The organism is Solibacillus sp. FSL W8-0474, assembly GCF_038004065.1.
Taxonomy (GTDB): domain Bacteria; phylum Bacillota; class Bacilli; order Bacillales_A; family Planococcaceae; genus Solibacillus; species Solibacillus faecavium.
In genome coordinates this window covers 26,087-45,000 of the sequence record NZ_JBBOQJ010000001.1, presented here as the reverse complement: position 1 = coordinate 45,000, position 18,914 = coordinate 26,087, and the positions used below count along the sequence as shown (strand labels likewise).

Sequence of the window (18,914 nt, the reverse complement as noted above, 5' to 3'; positions counted from 1 at the left end):
TTCTAAAGCTTTCGATAATGTAACTTCATCAGCGTATTCCAAGTCCCCACCAACAGGTAAGCCATGTGCAATACGAGTTGTTCGAAGTCCGGATGGTTTAACGAGACGGGAGATATACATCGCTGTCGCTTCACCTTCAATAGTAGGATTAGTCGCTAAAATTAATTCTTGTACACGTTCATCGTGCAAACGCGCTAATAGCGAAGCCACATTAATATCCTCTGGTCCAATACCGTCCATTGGTGAAATCGCTCCATGCAGTACATGATAAAGCCCTTGATAGTCACGCATTTTTTCCATAGCAATAACATCTTTTGGATCTTGCACGACACAAATGGTAGAAATATCTCGTTGTTTATCTGAACAAATATGACAAGGATCTATATCTGTTATATGACCGCATTGTGAGCAATATAGTAAATTACGTTTTGCATCAATCAGTGCTTTCGCGAATGTTGATACTGTATCTTCTTTCATCGTTAAAACGTGAAATGCTAAACGGGCAGCAGTTTTAGGTCCAATCCCTGGTAATTTCATAAAGCTGTCGATTAGCCTGGATATCGGCTCTGGATAATGCATTCTATTCCCTCCTATAAAAAGGCACATCCCAAAGCTTGAGATGTGCTCTTATTTCTACATGTTTCAAATTAGAAAGGAAGGTTCATCCCTTGTGTGAATTTGCCCATTGTAGAATTTGTTGTTTCTTCTACTTTTTTAAGTGCTTCGTTCGTTGCGATAATAATTAAATCTTGTAACATTTCGATATCTTCTGGATCAACTACAGATTCATCTAAATTTACCTCTAACACTTGGCGCTGACCGTTCATTACAACTTTGACCATACCGCCACCAGCAGTACCTTCAAATAACTCTGCATTTAAAGCCTCTTGTGCTTCCATCATTTCTTTTTGCATTTTTTGCATTTTTTTCATCATGCCTTGCATATTACCCATACCACGCATATTAATTTCCTCCTTTAAATGTTCAATTATTCTTCGATAACCTCAACAAAGTCTTTTCCAAATTGCTTTTCAGCTTCCGTTACAAGTGGATCTTGTGTTTCCATCATTTGAACTTCATCCATAAAAGAAGGCTCATCCGATAAATCCGTTGTGGCATCACCATCAGTCATTCCGGAATTTTTCTGATTTAACCCATTTTCCTGAATGAAACTTTCCCGCAGACGAACCCAAGCTGATTCTGGAATACATAATAGTTCATACTGTACCCCTACTTCAGACGCTATCCTTTGTGTAAACAATGAAACAAGAGCACTGTTGTCTGCTACCATTTGACAATGTATATCATACTTGAATTTTATCACAAAAGCACTTGCATTTGCGGCAACTGGCTCTGCATCTGCCAATAAAGCAGCATGTGACTTTTGTAAGCTTGATAAACTGATCGCCCAAGCCGATTTCACTTTTTGTAAATCTGTTTTTGTTGCTGTTTTTAAGACTTCTTGAATACGACCTGTTGGAGCATTGTATTGATTACCTTGTGGCCGTACACGTTGACGAGGTTGCTCATTTTGTTGAACGGGCGCTCCTCCACCTTGAAGTTGTTGTGTCAGTTGACCTAAACGATTTTCAAGTGAAGCCACTTTCCCTTCGATTGCAGGGTCTACTGCCGTTACCCCTTGTGGTGTTGCTTTATACTGCGCCATTTTTAGAAGTGCCGTTTCTAAATAAATTTTCGTGTGATGTGAAAAGCGCATCTCTTGTTGTGTCTTTGCTAGAATATCGATAAAGCCATATAGTGTACTTGCATCAAAGTGCTCAGCCAAAGCTAAAAATTTATCTTCAGGTGCAATAAACTCCAATAGTTCCTCTAATGTACCGTCTGTTTTCAAAAGCAGTAAGTCCCGGAAAAATGTAATGAAGTCTTCAGCCAAACGTAACGGCTCTTTTCCATCTGCAATTAAATTTTCCACACTGCTTAGTACTTGTGCAACTTCCTTTTGTAAAAGTGAGTTGGCAATATCATAAAATGCATCTTGGCTAACAGAACCTGTTACAAGGAGTACATCTTCCAACTGAACATGCTCATTACTGAATGATACGACTTGATCAAGTAAACTTAGTGCATCACGCATACCACCAGCTGCAGCTTGTGCAATTGCTTTCAACGCTTGCTCATCGTATCCCATACCGATGTCTTCCAACACAACCTTCATACGCTCCACTATATCTATAGAAGAAAGTCGCTTAAAATCAAAACGCTGACAACGGGAAATAATCGTCGCTGGTAATTTATGCGGCTCTGTCGTAGCCAATATAAATACTGCATGCTCAGGTGGTTCCTCAAGTGTTTTTAGTAAAGCGTTAAATGCACTTGTGGAAAGCATATGCACCTCATCAATAATATACACTTTAAAGCGTGCATTCGCTGGGGCAAAGCGTACCTTTTCTATAATATCGCGCATTTCCTCCACTCTAGAGTTAGAAGCTGCATCGAATTCAATAACATCCGTATGTGATCCTTCAGTAATACTTACACAGGTCGCACACTCATTACATGGCTCACTTGCTGGAGCATTTTCACAGTTTAAAGCTTTCGCAAAAATTTTCGCAGTACTTGTCTTACCTGTCCCGCGTGGACCAGAAAATAAATAGGCATGTGTCGTTTTGCTTGCAAGGAGAGCATTTTGAAGGGTCCTCTTCACATGTGTTTGCCCAGACATTTCACGAAATGACTGTGGTCTATAAACACGATAAAATGCTTGATACGTCAACCTTTCCCTCTCCTTTCGTAATAAAAATCTATAAATTTAGTATAGCACAAAGTAATAGGAAACTCTTTTGAAATCAAACGAATATACTTCATACAAATAAAAAAACGCACCCATCAAATTTTGATGAGTGCGTTTGAGTTGGTAAGTTAATACCGTGCACCTTTCTTCGACTGCCGCACATAAGCGTTACTCTTGTCGTTAGCTCGGGTTAGGCTACCCCGCGGCACATAAGTGATTCCACTTAATGCTGCTTCCTTCCGGACCTGACATGGTTCATGGGTACTTATTGCGCAGGACCCAACCGTCAACACTACGTGCAAAAGGCAGACCAAACAATACGGACAGCCTCAGAAAAGGAATTCAATCTTGCTAGAGCGGATTGCAAGTTACAGGGCACCGCTACCTCCCCATCTAGCACGGCAAGTATTAGTATACTAAGCAAGCAATAAAAATGCAATGATATGTCCCAATTAATTTTTACCATTTTAAAAAAATATCGTTTTTTTGCACAAATTTTATTGACGTGAAATTTATTTCGTGATAAATTAATCTTTGTCGAAAAGACAGCTTATATTTGGAGGTATACCCAAGTCCGGCTGAAGGGATCGGTCTTGAAAACCGACAGGCGGGTAACACCGCGCGGGGGTTCGAATCCCTCTACCTCCTCCATATTTTTAACATTATTCCGCTACAGCTATTGTGCGGTTTTTTTTATATAAAAAATCATTTAAGTACTATTTCTATCTGTTAGAAATAGTACTTTTTGTATTTATTTTTGCTTTTCAGGTACAATTAACTCTTAAAACAGGCTTTTAAAGGCGGTATATTACTTTGGAATCGACTCTACCTCGAATAAAATCAATGAATTTATTTCTCTTTATACTGCTTGTAGCGTGTTTAACGGCTATAGGTAGCGAAATAAAGTTTATTCCCTTTGAAGACGGACCATTTCGTTTTGGATTAGGGAGTATTATTTTTTTCTTTGTATTATTAACTCGACCATTGCCAATTTTATCAACAGGTCTTTTAACTGGAATAGTTGTTATTATTAGCCGATCGATATTGGACTTTTTAATTTACGGCCAAGATCTTGCTGTTCAACTAATTGAACATATACCGGCAGGATTTTTTTATATTACCTTTGCGCTATGCTTTAAACTAATTGCATTGGATGAAATAAAAAAACAACCGTTTATTCTTGGTTTATTAGGCGCATTATTTGAGGTTGTTTCCAATATGGTCGAGTATATTTTAACGGAAATACTCCTTGCCTCTGATCAAGAAACGTTAGTTATTTCTTTCTTACTGTTTAGCGTAGTTGGATTATTACGTAGTTTTTTCGTTGTCGGTATCTATAGCATTATTACTATGTCGGAACAGAAAAAGCAGTTAAAGCAACTGATGACCATTCATTCCGATTTATATGTTGAAGCACTCTATTTACAAAAGACAATGAATCAAATTGAACAACTTACCGCAAATAGTTATCAGCTTTATAAAAAGCTAAAAACAACCGAAGAAAAGCATGCGTTAGAAGCTTTATATATTGCCCAAGAAATTCATGAGGTTAAAAAGGATCATGAGCGCATTTATGCAGGTCTTTCAAAAATTACAAATCAAAATTATCCATCCAAATTCTTATTAACGGATATTTTAGCTTTTATTGTAGAAGCTAATGAAAGCTACGCAAAATATTTAAATAAATCTATTTCGTTTACACTAATATGTCCAGAAGATTTTGTAACAAAAAAGCATATTGCCCTTTTTGCTATTTTAAATAATTTAGTGGCAAATGCCGTAGAAGCAATTGAAAAAAGCGGGTTTGTTACGGTAAGTGTTACGGTCGAAAAAGAAACGACAACTTTTATCGTAGAAGACAATGGCATTGGCATCGAAGAATCACTTATTCCTGTTATATTCGATCCAGGCTATACATCGAAATTCAATGAACAAGGACAAGGCTCCACAGGAATTGGTCTGTCTCATACAAAAACAATTGTCGAAAACCTAGAAGGAAAAATTCACATAACGAGTGACACTTCAACTTGCTTTATTGTACAAATTCCTTCTAAAAATATTCAAAAGGAGATTTTCTAATGCGTTATTTTATAGTAGATGACGACCGTGCAAGTCGGGCGATGCTTAGTAATATTATCAACGACTGTGAACTTGGGACTGTCATCGGAGAGGCAAAAAACGGTCTTGATGCAATTCCTCAAATTTTAATGATGCAACCGGAATTCGTATTAATCGATCTATTAATGCCTAAGTTGGATGGTATTGAAACAATTGAACGCCTTTTGCAAAATGGATTTAAAGGCCACTTTATTATGATTTCGCAAGTGGTCAATAAAGAAATGGTGGCAGATGGCTATTCAAAAGGGATTGAATTTTTCATCCATAAACCTATTAACAAAGTTGAAGTGCAAATGGTCTTAAAACGGACGACAGAGCAATATTTATTGAAAAATTCTCTTGAAGTTATCCGCCAATCTTTAACAAATTTTAATATTACAGAAGTGACTCATACTAAAAAAACAACACGCGAACATATACAGTCCATCTTAAATGATATGGGGATTGTCGCTGAAGTTGGCAGTGAGGATATTATTAAAATAATTGAACAACTGTTAATTGAAAAGCATAAAATCGCTCCCCTCCCTCCGTTAAAAGAGGTCTATGAACGTGTAGCAATGCTGACGAAAAATACACCCGATGACATTTTAAAAGAGAGTAAAGCGATAGAACAGCGTGTGCGTCGAACGATATTAGCTGCCATGATTAACTTAGCCAATATGGGAATTGTCGACTATACAAACTCTGAATTTGAATACTATACTCCCCGCTATTTCGATTTAACCGATATCCGGTATTTGATGAAGCAAATTGAAAATAATGACCAACGAAAGGCAAAGGTAAATATCAAAAAATTCATTCAAGTATTATATTCTGAAATTATTAGTAAAGTTGATTAGTCGGATTTTGTCGGATTTTGTAGGTATGCAATAAAATTAATTTTAGGCTAGTCCTGAATCTAAATTTTTAGGGGGAACTATATTTTGAAAAAGCTAAAAATTAGTTTAGCTGCTCAAATTTTAATCGGTCTTGTACTTGGTGTTATCGTTGGGGCAGTATTCTTTGGTGACGAAAATGTACAATCATATTTACAGCCACTTGGCGATATATTCTTAAACTTAATTAAGATGATCGTGGTACCGATTATTATTTCGACACTAATCGTTGGTGTTGCCGGAACTGGTGACATGAAGCAATTAGGTCGTCTTGGCGGTAAAACACTTATTTATTTTGAAGTTATTACAACAGTAGCCATTGTTGTTGGTTTATTAGCAGCGAATCTATTCCAACCAGGTGCTGGAATTGATATGAATGAGTTGCAGCAAACAGATATTTCTTCTTATGTAGAAACATCAGAACAAGAAGAAGCAAAAGGAACTTTCCAAATCATTGTTGATATTGTACCAAAAAATATCATCAACGCTATGGCTGAAGGCGATATGCTTGCAATTATCTTCTTCTCTGTAATTTTCGGTTTAGGTGTAGCAGCCATTGGAGAACGAGGGAAACCTGTACTCGCATTCTTCCAAGGTACAGCAGACGCCATGTTCTGGGTAACAAACTTAGTAATGAAATTCGCACCAGTTGGGGTATTTGCACTTATCGGTGTAACCGTTTCCAAATTCGGTGTAGAATCCCTTATTCCGTTAGGTAAATTAGCCATTTTAGTATATGCAGCAATGATTTTCTTTGTAATTGTTGTATTGGGTATTACAGCCCGTATTTTCGGTATTAATATTTTTAAATTAATTCGCATGATTAAAGATGAGTTATTACTGGCATTCTCTACATCTTCATCAGAGACAGTATTACCTCGCATTATGTTAAAAACAGAAAAGATGGGTGCACCAAAGGATATCGTATCATTCGTTATTCCAACAGGTTACTCATTCAACTTAGACGGCTCGACACTTTACCAGGCAATTGCAGCACTTTTCATTGCTCAAATGTACGGTATCGAACTTTCAATAGTAGAACAAATTACATTAATGCTTGTATTAATGGTAACATCTAAAGGGATTGCCGGTGTTCCTGGGGTATCATTCGTAGTACTTCTTGCAACATTAGGATCTGTAGGTATTCCACTTGAAGGTTTAGCATTCATCGCAGGTATTGACCGTATTCTTGATATGGCTCGTACAGCTGTAAACGTAGTAGGTAACACATTAGCTGCACTTGTTATGGCAAAATGGGAAAAACGTTTCGACGAGAAGCAATTTGCCGAATATCAAGCTGCAAACTTAAAATAAAGATATGAAAACGCCGTAGTGAGATACAACACACTACGGCGTTTTTTTATTTTACAACTTTCGATAAGTAAGCTCGTATGGATGCTTCGCCATTATGTAAAGCTTCATGTTCCCGCGCTTCATCCTTTGCCACTTTTACTTCTGCAGCTTCTATTATCTGATGGATATCTTTTTGTGGAATGACAATTACCCCATCAATATCACCAACGATATAATCACCATTTTGAACGGCTACTCCACCTACTGATACAGGTCCCCCAACCGTACCACCGCCATGTTTATTGCCTGCTGCTACTGTTGTTCCTAATGCAAATACAGGAAAATTAATAGCTCGTGCAGCTGCTAAATCCCGTATGACCCCGTCGACTACAAATCCCTGTACTCCGACGCCTTGTGCAAGCTGCATGACGAAATCACCTGCAACTGCACGATTTGTATTACCCTTTGCATCGATAACTAAAATATCTCCCTTTTCTGCTTGACTAATCGCTTCCAAAACAGCCCCGTTTTCCCCGTCCGGTAATCGTACCGTTAGTGCACGTCCCGCAATTTTAAAATGATCGGCCAGCGGTTTAATTGATGCTGCAACATTCGTATGCCCCCCTGTTGCATCGGAAATTGCCGTCGTTGGTAAAACAACTAATCGTTCTACTATTCTTAAAGTCATATTTCCATCCCCTTTTCGCTATAATGTTACAAATCATAAAATTCATAAACACTTTTAGCATAAACGAAATAACTTTTTTTTTACAATATTTTTTATACTCGTTACAAATTTATACAGATTGGGAATACTGATACTACTTAAAAGGAGGATTAATCATGAACAATCGACTCATTGAAGTTGTAACAAATGATGTTGGTGAAACTGTTTATAAAATGAAGACTTTTGATATACATGTTACAGCTAAGTTAACAGGGGGAATTGCGCCGACAATTACTTATCTTCATGGAGATAAGGATGTTACGGATGATATACGTGCCATTCGCTTTCATTTCGAAAATCCGGCTTCCTATATTGAAAATTACGCCTCTTTTCAAAAAATACTTTTTGAAAAAGAACAACGTGCAGTTAATGAATTGTATGAAATGATTAGTATAAAACCTAAAAATATGTCGACCGGTAAGCAGATTTTATGGAGCTCTTTCGTATTTTTTCTTGTTATGATTCCCATCTTTATTATTCTTTTAATAAAATAAAGAAAGACCGATTTCCGTCATGATACAGAAATCAGTCTTTTTTCATTATTTTCTTAGATGGCTTGTTTGCTCTAGCATATAACCAATACGTGCTACAACGTCTTCTACTTGATCAGGATTTTTCATTAAATCGTAGTCATTTATATCAATGCGCAATACAGGGCACGCATTGAAGTTATTAATCCAGTCTTCATAGCGTCCATGCATTTCCTGCCAGTAAGTATGAGGCGTTTGCTGCTCCATCTCACGTCCACGTTCCTGGATACGACCAATGACATCGTCAATCGGTCCCTCTAAATAGACAAGCAAATCCGGATGCGGGAAATAAGGTGTCATGACCATGGCATCAAAAAGGTTTGTATATGTCTCATAATCTGTTGGTGACATTGTGCCTTTGTCATAATGCATCTTTGCAAAAATACCTGTATCTTCATAAATAGAACGGTCTTGAATAAAGCCACCGCCATATTCAAATATACGTTTCTGTTCTTTAAAACGCTCAGCTAAAAAGTATATTTGTAAATGGAAGCTCCATTTTTCAAAGTCATCATAAAATTTATCTAAATAAGGGTTTGTATCGACCTTTTCATATGATGTGCGGAAATTTAAGCTCTGTGATAATGCATTTGTCATTGTCGATTTCCCGACACCAACTGTTCCTGCAATTGTAATGACCGCATTCGCAGGAATATTGTACTTCTCTCTTAAGTTCATTTCTGATGCAAACTCCTTTGTTGTAACTTTTCCTCTACTACTCGTAGTACATACTGTAAATCTTCTTCGTTCTTTACAAAATCAAGCTCATCCCCATTAAGCGAGATAACAGGAATCTCTGGATGCATCTTTTCAAAATGCCCAATAAACTCATGATAATCACTTGAAAGTTGTTCCATATATTCACGTGTGATATTCTTTTCTACTTCACGACCGCGCATCGCAATTCGTTTCATTAAAGTATCCAAGCTTGCATGTAAATAAATGACCATGTTTGGCTTTGGCATATCTGCCGTTAAAATTTTATAAATAGATTCGTACTTTTCATATTCTGACGCCTTTAAAGTACGTTTCGCAAAAATTAAATTTTTAAAAATATGATAATCAGCCACTACCGGACCTTGCGCTTCAATAATCTCATGAATATCAGATAATTGCTTATAACGATTGCACAGGAAAAACATTTCGGTCTGGAAGCTCCATTCATTAATATCTTCATAAAACTTACCTAGAAATGGATTTTCATCTACAATCTCTTTTAATAAATGATAATCAAACGTTTGTGATACGGCCTTAGATAATGAGGTCTTCCCAACACCAATCGGACCTTCTACTGTTATAAATGGCACAGACATTAGAAGTGCTCCTTCTCTTTTTATAGTCAATGCTTTTCATTTTATCACAATGACTAATAGACAACAAAACAAACTATTTTATTTTACTGAAATCATGAAAAAAGCTGTTCCAAACATGAATCATTCAATCGAATTGAGCAAGTGCCTGTTCTTGTTGTTCATATACTTTATTACATTTTTGTTCATAGTCTACTTCAATCTTTTCACATTCAGTGTTCACCATCTCTTCAAGTGAATGTTCCTTTTCTATGAAATCCCGTTCTAAAGTATCTTGCTGTTGGTCGATTTTTTCATTTAAATCCTGTAATTTCTCAAACAATTGATTCTCGAGCTGGTTTTGTGATGCTATCTCGCTATCCAGGAGCTTTTCAATAGCTTCATCACGCTTTTGCTCAATTAATTCACACTTCTCCTCATGTTTCTCTTCCAGGATACTAAATTGCTGCTCATATATTTCACTTATGTCGAAAAGCGCAGAATGTAAATCACCCAACCTCTGTTCAAAGTCGGTTATGAGACGCCTACTTTTCTCCACTTGTTGATGCTGATAGTTTTTAAATACTGCAAGTTCTTCCGCTTGCATTTGCTCCAGCAACTCTACCTTATTTTGTTTGTAGCCTTTAACTTCTTCACTATAGTCACTTTCATATTTTTCTAAGATAATTTGTTTTCTATTTTCAAATAGTAATTTTATTTTGTCCACTGCAAGAGCACAATTTTGTTTAAGGTCATTTTCTTCATTTTGCTTCCGTTGTTCCAGTGCGATTAATTGCTCTTCATACTGCCATTGTAAAGTCGTATAGATTTGCAATTTATTTTTCTCAACGGTTTCTAATTGTGCCGTGTACTTTTCATATAAATGCTCCAACTGCTTTTCAAAATAACTGTTCACTTCTTCTATTGTTTGAAATGAATTCATAATAATACTCCTTCAAGCTTTTCCTTCATCATAGCACGATTAATTCTATAGTCGCCTAAGCATTTCAACTCATGCTAAACTGAATATAAGGAGTGATAGATAAATGCGCGAACATAACGATCGCTATTACATGCAAGAGGCATTAGAAGAAGCAAAAAAGGCAGCTGCCCTTGGCGAAGTCCCAATCGGTGCTGTCATTGTATATAAAAATGAAATTATTGCACGGGCACATAATTTACGGGAAACAACACAAAACGCTCTAACACACGCAGAAAGCATGGCAATTCAAGAAGCCTGCAAAAAAATAGGCAGCTGGCGTTTAGAGGAAACAACACTGTATGTAACATTGGAACCTTGCCCCATGTGCGCAGGTGCTATTCTCCAATCACGCATACCTCGCATAGTTTATGGTGCACGTGATATTAAAGCAGGTTGTGTTGACTCGTTATATCGTTTATTAAATGATCAACGGTTTAATCATGAATGTGAGGTTACAGAAGGTATATTAGGAGATGAATGTGGCCAAATTTTAACGGACTTTTTCAAGGCTTTGCGCGAACGTAAAAATCAAGAGAAATTATTGCGTAAACAACAACAAGAAAAGTAGGTGGTACGGTGGGCGGATTTGTTATTTTTGATTCCATTCATGTAACATGGCTTATTTTTATTAGTTTGTTTTTAATTATTTCAATATATGGTTATCATTATATTTCTAGTAAACAGCAACAGCTCTATCAAAAATCAATTTTTTGGCTGTTGCTGTTTTTGGAAATAACGAAGCAAATTTACTTAATTGTTACGAAACAATATTCCTATTGGAGCCCGCCACTCCATTTATGTGGGCTCGGTATTTTTATTACTGGTTGGCATGCTTACTTTTCAAACCGAACATCAGCTACACTACTTTATACACTTACTTTACCAGGGGCTGCAATTGCTCTATTATTCCCTGGTTGGACAGCAGATCCGGTTGGAGGATTTTTACACATCCACAGCTTTGTGTTTCATGCCTTACTCGTAGCCTTTATTTGTCCATTAATCAGAGAGCATCAGCTACATACTACATTCCGGGATATTTGGCGCTCGGTGTTGCTCTTACTCATTACGGTACCAGCTATTTATTATTACAATGCACGATTTCAAACGAATTTTATGTTTTTAAATCGACCAGTAAAAGGAACACCCCTCCAGTGGCTTTATGATGCATTTGGCGCTTCCGGTTACTTATTGAGTTTAGCCGGGGTTATCTTTAGTATTTGGATTGTACTTTATGTACTTCTGAACATACAAAAACGACGAAACGTTTCCTTATAATTGTTTCGTCGTTTTATATCTCCACATCGATTAATCCATTTTAATAATGATTCGGGAATTATCCCCTGTAGCTAATAAATCAAAGCCCTCATTAATTTCATCCAAAGGAATAATATTGGATAACAATTGGTCCACTGGTAGTTTACCGGATTTCATCATATGCAAATAATGCGGAATATCTCTCATTGGAACACAACTCCCTACATAAGAACCTTTTATAGTTTTCTCTTCTGCTGTGAGTGTCACATAGGGAAACGAAAATTGGTGCTCTGGGTGAGGTAATCCTGTTGTCGTTGTTGTGCCCCCGCGCTTTGTAATTGCATAAGCTACTTCCATTGCTGGAACTACTCCCGCTGTTTCAAAGGCATAGTCAACACCGCCATTTGTATAAGCTTTCACTTGTTCCACCACATCTGCATCTTGTGAGTTAAAGACTGCTGTTGCTCCTAATTCCTTTGCTTGCTCCAGTTTCTTTTCATTAATATCAATTGCAATGATTTCACGCGCGCCTGCTGTAATTGCCCCGAGCAATGCGCTTAAACCAATTCCACCTAAACCGACAACTGCCACTGTTGTCCCTAGTTGAACTTTTGCTGTATTGACAACAGCTCCTACACCGGTAATAACGGCACAACCAAAAAGCGCTAACTTTTCAAATGGCAAATCTTCGTCTACTTTCACAAGCGAATTTTGCGAAACGACTGCATACTCAGAAAAGGCAGAAACGCCAACGTGATGACCAATGTTTTCATCGCCTGCATGGAGGCGTACTCCGCCACCAATTAACGTACCATCTCCGTTAGCTTTTGCACCTGGTTCACATAAGGCTGGACGTCCTTCCGCGCACGGAACACAACGCCCACAACTCGGCACAAATACACAAATTACTTTGTCACCTTGCTTGAAATTCACAACACCTGGACCTACCTCTTTAACAATACCGGCTGCTTCATGACCTAATGCCATTGGTAAAGGGCGTGGACGGCTCCCATTAATTACAGACAAATCCGAATGACAAAGACTTGCCGCTTTAATCTGGATTAATACTTCGCCTTCCTGGGGGGCATCCAATTCAATTTCTTCTATATGGATTGGTTTACTTTTCGCATACGGCTTTGTTACACCTGATGAACGTAAAACAGCAGAGCGAATTTTCATCATGAGGTCCTCCTTAAATAAGCTTAATTCCAATAAATTTCAAATCGGACATCCCTTCAATTGCATAGCGAATTCCTTCTTTGCCTATACCGCTCTCTTTTATCCCTCCATATGGCATATGATCAAAACGTCGTACGGAAGATTCATTAATCCATACGCCCCCCATCTCCAACTCCTCAGCAAACTTCAATGCACGGTTAATATCAGAAGTAAACACACCCGCTTGTAAGCCATACTCTGAATCATTAGCAGCGACCAATACTTCCTTCTCTTCAGTAAACGGTATTAATGCAACCATTGGAGCAAATACTTCCATACAAACAACTTGCATCGAGTTTGTTACATTTTCCAAAATCGTTGGTTCCAGTACAGTCCCGTCTCTTTTTCCTCCAGTACGAATTGTTGCCCCTTGCGATACCGCTTCTTCTATCCAGCTTGCTGCGCGAATTGCTGCTTCTTCCGTAATCATTGGACCTAACTGTGTTTGTTCTTCCGCAGGGTCTCCAATAATAAGCGCTTCAACTTTTTGCTGTAGTAATTGAGCAAACTCCTCATACACGGCTTGCTCTACATAAATACGCTGTGCAGAAACACACGCCTGGCCGGCAAATGTAAAACCTGCCATTGTAATAGTGGAGGCAGCGTACTCTAAATTTGCATCTGCAAAAATAATATTCGGTGCATTTGAACCTAACTCTAGAGTTACCGGCTTTTTCCCTGCTAGTTCTTGGATATGCCAGCCTACTTTCCCGCTCCCTGTAAAGGTTACCTTTTTCACTAAAGGATGCTTCACTAAGGGTTCTACTAATTCTGTGCCAGGGCCTTGAAGTATATTTAACGCGCCTGTAGGTAATCCAGCATCCTGCAGTAATTCATAAAGCAAAATAGAGGACAGCGGCGTTTTTTCTGCTGGTTTCAACACCACAGTATTACCAACAGCAATAGCAGGAGCTATTTTATGCAAGGCTAGATTTAATGGGAAATTAAACGGTGTAATTGCTGCAATTACACCTAAAGGTATACGCTTGGCAATACCAATTTGGTGCTCGCCTCCTATCGCACTGTCCATTGGTATTTGATCACCTGCTAAGCGCTTTGCCTCTTCACTCGCAAATAGCAGTACTTGAACTGCCCGTGTCACTTCCCCGCGTGCTTCATTAATTGGTTTTCCAGCTTCTATAGAAATAGTTTTTGCGAATTGTTCGCTGCGTTCCTCTAGCAGTATGGAAGCCTTCCGTAAAATCCGGCTGCGCTCATGGGCGGGCATTTTACGCATCGTAGTTTCAAATGTTTGCTGTGCTACCTCGATTGCTTCATTTACATCTTCAATTGAGGCACAGGCAATTGTGGCAATGCGCTCCCCGTTATAAGGATTGAAAACATCCATTGTTTTTTCTTCTTGAATACGGTGCTCTCCATTTAGTACAGATCCTATTTTTTGCATGTTCTTCCCTCCGTTATGACAGTGACACCCTAAGTATGTCTACTTAGGGTGGAGAATTGATTATTCGTAGTAACCTTCCGTCGATTTGATGAACGTTTTAAACTGATTCGAGTCATGTCCAAACCAAATTTCAGAATCATTGCGCGTTGCAAATTCTCTTATTCTTTCAACGGTAGAATTGTAGCCAACAGAATCATACAAAATACCTGGTGGCTTTACTGGTGGGCCATAGCTCTCTGCTGTGTATAAGGCATCAGATGCAAGCAAAACATTTCCATGTCCCGGAAGTTCGATGTGTAAGCCCAACATGCCATATGCGTGACCCGGACCAAAGTTTATAATTTTAATGCCATCTACAAGAGGCACTTCCTTTTCATGAGGCTTAATTGTACGCCAGCGCAGTTCCTTTTGAATCCATGCCATGACATCACCCCAAATATATGCGCCCATATTTCTTGTCATCGCAAATGTTTTCATTACGTTCGACAGCTCTGTATCATGAACGATAATTTCTGCATTTGTAAATAACTCCAGACAGCCTGCATGATCTAAATGCAGATGTGAGGCAATAACATATTTAATATCTTCCGGACGGACTTTTAATTGTTCTAATCGATTAATTAAATAGCATTCTTCACTTTGGAATGCAGGGAATAGTTGCTGGATTCCCTCTGGCCAACGCCCGTCATTCCCCATTCCGTCCGGATTACAGCCTGTATCAAATAAAATTTTCCCTTCTGGATGGTCAATCAATACGGCATAAACCGGAAACTCAACAAACTCAGCAGGTGGATTTGGATTATTAATGCTAGCTGGATTATGCATGGCAATCATATAATTTTTATCCATTTTCATTGTCCCTGTATCAAGCACATATACCTTTTTATTACACATCATAGTACCCTCCAGTATGGTTTTATATTTAAAAGACCTTTGCTACTGTCAGCATTGCAAGCAGAATCCACCGTCACCACCTTTCAATATTTCTTTTTTAAGACGGAATGATTGTGGCACGTGTAACGGTACGTTTTATTGATTCATCCAACGCTTTTTTTTTCAAAGTTAAGGGCTTTTGATCACTCACCCTTCATTTATCTGAAAATTGCACAGCTGTTAAACGATTGAAATGTGTTTGATAGGATGTATTGTACGGATGATCTGCTGAACTTGGAGAGTTTCTAAATGTAGTAGTTGATTTATGATTTTTTCCTTGTGGGTTTCTTCCAGTGGTACTAAACTATTGAATTTTTCAATGAAATCTTGCTCGGTTAATGGATTTTCAGGGTCTCCTTTTGGAAATTGGCTTTGCATGACATCACTTGTGCCTTCTAGCCAGTGAATTTGAATTTTCGCACCCCACTCATGAGGATATTGACTATGAATGTCTTCATCTACAGACACGACCATCTTTTCCATCAGGCTGCGAATTAACGGATTCTTCAAAGAATCGGCATTAAAGGCATCAAAACCGCCTTTACCAGTCAATAATGCTAAAGCAACACAAAATTGCATACTGAATTTCGCGGCATAAATAGTTTGGGGATTCTTAGCATCGGTAATATCAAGCGCCACTTGATAGGCACCTACTTCAATTGATTTTATAGAATGGATTCCGTTATTTTTTACCTTTTCATACAGTTCAATCGCTAAGTCCATTGCGGCATGTGTATGGCGACATGATGCATGGACTTTAAAAGCATTTTCAGTAATTTTGTATTGCTCCCCTAATTTATCCGTCATTCGCGTTACATCGTACTTGTCGCTCATTGCTTCAAAAAATCCTCTGCGTCCCTCAAGAATGGCTGTTGCTCCTGTGAAACCTTGCTGTGCTAACAATGCACTTAAAATGCCATTCATTGCTGCCTTACCAGGATGTAATTGCTTACTCATTGCACCATCCTCAATAAATTCCCATAGCCCTGCAGCTTGTGTACCGGCTGAACCAAATGCTTGGACAATTTGTTCTTTTGATAAATCCAATAATTTAGCCACAGCTGCTGCCGCGCCAAAAGTACCGCAAGTCGCTGTATTGTGGAAATAGTAGTAATGGGAAGGAGTAACGGTTTCTCCTATACGAAACGCCACTTCATAGCCTACAACAATTGCCTCAATTAACCGTTTTCCCGATAAATTCTGCCACTCGGCAATGGCAATTGCTGCGGGCATAATGACGGTTGCAGCATGTACAATGGACGCTTTATGAATGTCATCCAGTTCAATAACGTGGCTCGCCCCACCATTGATGAAAGCAGCATTTGTTATGCTCGTTTTCAATCCTGATACTGCCGTTGCCTGTTTTTCTCCACCAATTATTAACGCCACTTGCTCCATCATTTGGACCGGATCCGCTTCTTTGCCTTTCAATAAAGATGAATAATAGTCGACTATACATAATTTCGTAAAGTGTACAACCTCCTCTGATATATCCTCAAAACGAACATTCACAATGTATTGTGCCAACTGCTCACTTATTGTCATGTATGCTACCCCTCCCTAAAATTTCCTTATTGTGCTCCCCTAGCATTGGCGCAGGTACAGTTGGTGTTAAGTCACAGTTTGAAAATGTTAGAGGAATACGTGTTGCATACATTTCCTTATCACGTAAATGTGGCAGACGTATGATAAGTTTATTCTCTATTTGCTGCGGGTCTATAAGGACATCTTGCATCGTTTTCACCTGAGCTACAGGAACTCCTCCATTTTCAAGTGCCTGAATGAGTACATCGCTTTTTTCCGCTTGTGTTATTTTTTCTATTTGTTCCATCAGTAAGGAGCGATTTTTGACGCGCTCTTCATTGGTACAGTAACGAAGATCTTCAACCCATTCATGCCTATTCAATACTTCACATAGTTTTTCAAATAATTTATTGTTTGAGATACCAATCATTATTGCCCCATCTGATGTTCGAAACGCTCCATAGGGTGCAAATGCGCCATGATTAGAGCCTAATTTCTCAGGATTTTCACCTGTTAATTTGGTTGAAAGCAAATGATAGTTCGCCCAAAATACACCGGTTTCATACAATGATGTTGAAACAAAGCTCCCCTCATTTGTATGACTACGTTGCAAAATGGCAGATACAATACCAAGTGCCCCCCACATGGCACTTCCTTGGTCAATTAATGAAACGGGTACCCTTGCTAACTCTTCACTCCCTGTAATACTCATGATGCCTGTTTCAGCCTGCATAATGGCATCATAGCCTGGATACATTTTTTTAGGGCCATGTTGTCCATAGGCAGTCAGTGAACAATAAACAAGTTGAGGATTCACTTCCTTCAATGCTTTATAATCAATCCCCAATTTCTGCGCTATACCAAGCCGGTAATTTTCAACAAAAACGTCGGCTGTTTTAATCAAATCCAGTAATCTTTCAAAATCAGAATTATCCTTTAAATTAAGGGTAATGGATTTCTTCTGTCTATTAATATTTAAAAAGTAAACGCCATCTTCCTGAAATTTAGGCTCCATTTTACGGGCTTCATCGCCACTCAACTTTTCGATTTTGATTACTTCTGCCCCTAAATCGGCCAAAATCATTGTTAATGTTGGCCCTGAAATATTAGTAGTCATATCGATGACACGTATGCCTTGTAATGGTTTCAGATTCAGCCCTCCTTAAACTAAATTACTAGCAAAAGCGCCGACGTCCTTCAATTTTTCAGACTGAATATTTGTCTTAATTCCCATTGCTTCAAACAGCTCTACCACCTTCTCTGTCGCTACATTTCCTGTTGCTCCAGGCGAAAATGGACAGCCGCCAAGCCCCGCGATCGAACTATCAAACTTTTCGATTCCCGCATTTAATGCGGCCATGGTATTGGCATAGGCAAAGCCGTTAGTATCATGGAAATGAGCCACGAACGTTGTGTCCGGAAAGTCTCTTCTCAATGCGCTAAATCGCTCATACACAATGCGCGGATTTGCCTGTCCATTCGTATCTCCAATCGAAATTTCATCAGCCCCATCACTCACAAATTGTGAAACGACTCGCTTTACTTGCTCATAGGAGATAGCCCCTTCATACGGACAGCTAAAACACATCGACACATAGCCTCGGATAAACTTCTGCTGAGCCTTTGCATGCCGGAACATTTCGCTACATTCTGCTAAAGACTCTTCAATGGAACGCTTAATATTTTTTTGATTGAATGTCTCGCTTGCCCCAACAAATACCGCAATCTGTGGTACACCTGCTTCGATTGCACGCTCCAGCGCTTTCATATTTGGTGTTAAAGCAAGATAATTCATCCCTAACTCATTGCAAAATGATGTAATTTCCTGTGCATCGGCCATTTGTGGCACTATTTTTGGATGGACAAAGGAGGCCGTTTCGATTCGCTGAAAACCAGCTTCATATAATTGTTTAATTAGTTGTTTCTTTTCCTCTGTTGGAACAAAGCGTGCTTCATTTTGTAGACCATCGCGAGGACCTACTTCAATAATTTCTACTTGATTTGGAAAGTGCAT

Annotated in this window: 19 protein-coding genes, 1 tRNA gene and 1 other RNA gene (1 of these 21 cut by a window edge); 7 read left to right on the top strand and 14 right to left on the bottom strand. The window is 38.6% G+C overall.

Annotation, left to right across the window (positions count from 1 at the left end; translation table 11 throughout):
• The 4 genes from recR to ffs all read right to left on the bottom strand — a co-directional run.
• Positions 1-579, bottom strand: partial view of a recombination mediator RecR gene (gene recR / locus NYE67_RS00190; protein WP_191701843.1) — the 5' portion only. Its footprint begins 18 nt before the window's first position; only the first 579 of its 597 coding nucleotides appear in the window; the start codon lies at positions 577-579; its stop codon lies off the left edge, out of view.
• A 68-nt stretch (positions 580-647) separates the two neighbouring features.
• Positions 648-962 (bottom strand): YbaB/EbfC family nucleoid-associated protein, encoded by a 315-nt coding sequence (locus NYE67_RS00185; RefSeq protein ID WP_191701844.1) that lies wholly within the window; start codon positions 960-962, stop codon positions 648-650.
• Between the two features lie 26 nt (positions 963-988).
• Positions 989-2,734, bottom strand: coding sequence for a DNA polymerase III subunit gamma/tau (dnaX, locus tag NYE67_RS00180; protein WP_340728867.1), 1,746 nt, complete (start codon positions 2,732-2,734; stop codon positions 989-991).
• A gap of 152 nt (positions 2,735-2,886) precedes the next feature.
• Positions 2,887-3,154, bottom strand: an RNA gene (gene ffs, locus NYE67_RS00175) — signal recognition particle sRNA large type.
• Positions 3,155-3,310: 156 nt separating this feature from the next.
• Between ffs and NYE67_RS00170 the strand changes: the two genes are divergently transcribed.
• The 4 genes from NYE67_RS00170 (at position 3,311) to NYE67_RS00155 (ending at position 7,059) form a co-directional block, all read left to right on the top strand.
• Positions 3,311-3,403: transfer RNA gene (locus tag NYE67_RS00170), tRNA-Ser, on the top strand.
• Between the two features lie 192 nt (positions 3,404-3,595).
• The gene (locus NYE67_RS00165; RefSeq protein WP_340728866.1) at positions 3,596-4,831 is read left to right on the top strand and encodes an ATP-binding protein; all 1,236 of its coding nucleotides are present in this window, start codon (positions 3,596-3,598) and stop codon (positions 4,829-4,831) included.
• Positions 4,831-5,709 carry a response regulator gene (locus NYE67_RS00160; RefSeq protein WP_340726586.1) on the top strand — a complete coding sequence of 293 codons (879 nt, stop codon included), beginning with the start codon at positions 4,831-4,833 and terminating at the stop codon, positions 5,707-5,709. Before NYE67_RS00165 ends, NYE67_RS00160 begins: the two co-directional genes overlap by 1 nt.
• An 81-nt stretch (positions 5,710-5,790) precedes the next feature.
• Positions 5,791-7,059, top strand: a complete 1,269-nt coding sequence (locus NYE67_RS00155; protein ID WP_340730869.1) for a cation:dicarboxylate symporter family transporter — start codon at positions 5,791-5,793, stop codon at positions 7,057-7,059.
• Between the two features lie 46 nt (positions 7,060-7,105).
• Here the strand turns inward: NYE67_RS00155 and NYE67_RS00150 are convergent, their stop codons facing one another.
• Positions 7,106-7,726: an RraA family protein gene (locus tag NYE67_RS00150; protein ID WP_340728865.1), complete on the bottom strand. Its 621-nt coding sequence runs from the start codon at positions 7,724-7,726 to the stop codon at positions 7,106-7,108.
• Positions 7,727-7,881: 155 nt separating this feature from the next.
• Between NYE67_RS00150 and NYE67_RS00145 the strand changes: the two genes are divergently transcribed.
• A complete protein-coding gene (locus NYE67_RS00145; protein WP_340728864.1) occupies positions 7,882-8,259 on the top strand; it encodes a sodium:proton antiporter in 378 nt (125 codons plus the stop codon).
• 45 nt (positions 8,260-8,304) lie between these two features.
• On the opposite strand, the gene NYE67_RS00140 is transcribed toward NYE67_RS00145, so the two are convergent.
• The 3 genes from NYE67_RS00140 to NYE67_RS00130 all read right to left on the bottom strand — a co-directional run bounded on the left by NYE67_RS00140 (position 8,305) and on the right by NYE67_RS00130 (position 10,527).
• Positions 8,305-8,973, bottom strand: a complete 669-nt coding sequence (locus NYE67_RS00140; protein ID WP_191701850.1) for a deoxynucleoside kinase — start codon at positions 8,971-8,973, stop codon at positions 8,305-8,307.
• The gene (locus tag NYE67_RS00135) at positions 8,970-9,608 is read right to left on the bottom strand and encodes a deoxynucleoside kinase (protein ID WP_340726583.1); all 639 of its coding nucleotides are present in this window, start codon (positions 9,606-9,608) and stop codon (positions 8,970-8,972) included. The genes NYE67_RS00140 and NYE67_RS00135 overlap by 4 nt, the downstream gene beginning before the upstream one ends.
• A 124-nt stretch (positions 9,609-9,732) precedes the next feature.
• A complete protein-coding gene (locus tag NYE67_RS00130; protein WP_340726582.1) occupies positions 9,733-10,527 on the bottom strand; it encodes a hypothetical protein in 795 nt (264 codons plus the stop codon).
• A 103-nt stretch (positions 10,528-10,630) separates the two neighbouring features.
• Here NYE67_RS00130 and tadA point away from each other — a divergent pair, with 103 nt between their 5' ends.
• Both tadA and NYE67_RS00120 read left to right on the top strand, forming a co-directional pair.
• A complete protein-coding gene (gene tadA, locus NYE67_RS00125; protein ID WP_340728863.1) occupies positions 10,631-11,134 on the top strand; it encodes a tRNA adenosine(34) deaminase TadA in 504 nt (167 codons plus the stop codon).
• A gap of 8 nt (positions 11,135-11,142) precedes the next feature.
• Positions 11,143-11,841, top strand: coding sequence for a YwaF family protein (locus tag NYE67_RS00120; RefSeq protein ID WP_340726580.1), 699 nt, complete (start codon positions 11,143-11,145; stop codon positions 11,839-11,841).
• Between the two features lie 30 nt (positions 11,842-11,871).
• On the opposite strand, the gene NYE67_RS00115 is transcribed toward NYE67_RS00120, so the two are convergent.
• From NYE67_RS00115 to NYE67_RS00090, 6 genes are all read right to left on the bottom strand, one after another.
• Positions 11,872-12,999: a zinc-dependent alcohol dehydrogenase family protein gene (locus tag NYE67_RS00115; RefSeq protein WP_340726579.1), complete on the bottom strand. Its 1,128-nt coding sequence runs from the start codon at positions 12,997-12,999 to the stop codon at positions 11,872-11,874.
• Between the two features lie 13 nt (positions 13,000-13,012).
• Positions 13,013-14,443 carry an aldehyde dehydrogenase family protein gene (locus NYE67_RS00110; protein WP_340726578.1) on the bottom strand — a complete coding sequence of 477 codons (1,431 nt, stop codon included), beginning with the start codon at positions 14,441-14,443 and terminating at the stop codon, positions 13,013-13,015.
• Between the two features lie 60 nt (positions 14,444-14,503).
• Positions 14,504-15,337: an AhlS family quorum-quenching N-acyl homoserine lactonase gene (ahlS, locus tag NYE67_RS00105; protein ID WP_340726577.1), complete on the bottom strand. Its 834-nt coding sequence runs from the start codon at positions 15,335-15,337 to the stop codon at positions 14,504-14,506.
• Between the two features lie 219 nt (positions 15,338-15,556).
• Positions 15,557-16,921: an MmgE/PrpD family protein gene (locus tag NYE67_RS00100; RefSeq protein WP_340728862.1), complete on the bottom strand. Its 1,365-nt coding sequence runs from the start codon at positions 16,919-16,921 to the stop codon at positions 15,557-15,559.
• Complete coding sequence (locus tag NYE67_RS00095; protein ID WP_340730868.1) at positions 16,908-18,032, bottom strand: CaiB/BaiF CoA transferase family protein; 1,125 nt, start codon at positions 18,030-18,032, stop codon at positions 16,908-16,910. Before NYE67_RS00095 ends, NYE67_RS00100 begins: the two co-directional genes overlap by 14 nt.
• A gap of 30 nt (positions 18,033-18,062) precedes the next feature.
• Positions 18,063-18,914: a hydroxymethylglutaryl-CoA lyase gene (locus NYE67_RS00090; RefSeq protein ID WP_340728861.1), complete on the bottom strand. Its 852-nt coding sequence runs from the start codon at positions 18,912-18,914 to the stop codon at positions 18,063-18,065.

Coding starts and splice junctions, on each gene's coding strand:
- NYE67_RS00185 (WP_191701844.1), bottom strand. CDS start 962: ATGCGTGGTATGGGTAATATGCAAGGCATGATGAAAAAAATGCAAAAA.
- NYE67_RS00165 (WP_340728866.1), top strand. CDS start 3,596: ATGAATTTATTTCTCTTTATACTGCTTGTAGCGTGTTTAACGGCTATA.
- NYE67_RS00160 (WP_340726586.1), top strand. CDS start 4,831: ATGCGTTATTTTATAGTAGATGACGACCGTGCAAGTCGGGCGATGCTT.
- NYE67_RS00150 (WP_340728865.1), bottom strand. CDS start 7,726: ATGACTTTAAGAATAGTAGAACGATTAGTTGTTTTACCAACGACGGCA.
- NYE67_RS00145 (WP_340728864.1), top strand. CDS start 7,882: ATGAACAATCGACTCATTGAAGTTGTAACAAATGATGTTGGTGAAACT.
- NYE67_RS00140 (WP_191701850.1), bottom strand. CDS start 8,973: ATGAACTTAAGAGAGAAGTACAATATTCCTGCGAATGCGGTCATTACA.
- NYE67_RS00135 (WP_340726583.1), bottom strand. CDS start 9,608: ATGTCTGTGCCATTTATAACAGTAGAAGGTCCGATTGGTGTTGGGAAG.
- NYE67_RS00130 (WP_340726582.1), bottom strand. CDS start 10,527: ATGAATTCATTTCAAACAATAGAAGAAGTGAACAGTTATTTTGAAAAG.
- tadA (WP_340728863.1), top strand. CDS start 10,631: ATGCGCGAACATAACGATCGCTATTACATGCAAGAGGCATTAGAAGAA.
- NYE67_RS00115 (WP_340726579.1), bottom strand. CDS start 12,999: ATGAAAATTCGCTCTGCTGTTTTACGTTCATCAGGTGTAACAAAGCCG.
- NYE67_RS00110 (WP_340726578.1), bottom strand. CDS start 14,443: ATGCAAAAAATAGGATCTGTACTAAATGGAGAGCACCGTATTCAAGAA.
- ahlS (WP_340726577.1), bottom strand. CDS start 15,337: ATGTGTAATAAAAAGGTATATGTGCTTGATACAGGGACAATGAAAATG.
- NYE67_RS00100 (WP_340728862.1), bottom strand. CDS start 16,921: ATGACAATAAGTGAGCAGTTGGCACAATACATTGTGAATGTTCGTTTT.
- NYE67_RS00090 (WP_340728861.1), bottom strand. CDS start 18,914: ATGCACTTTCCAAATCAAGTAGAAATTATTGAAGTAGGTCCTCGCGAT.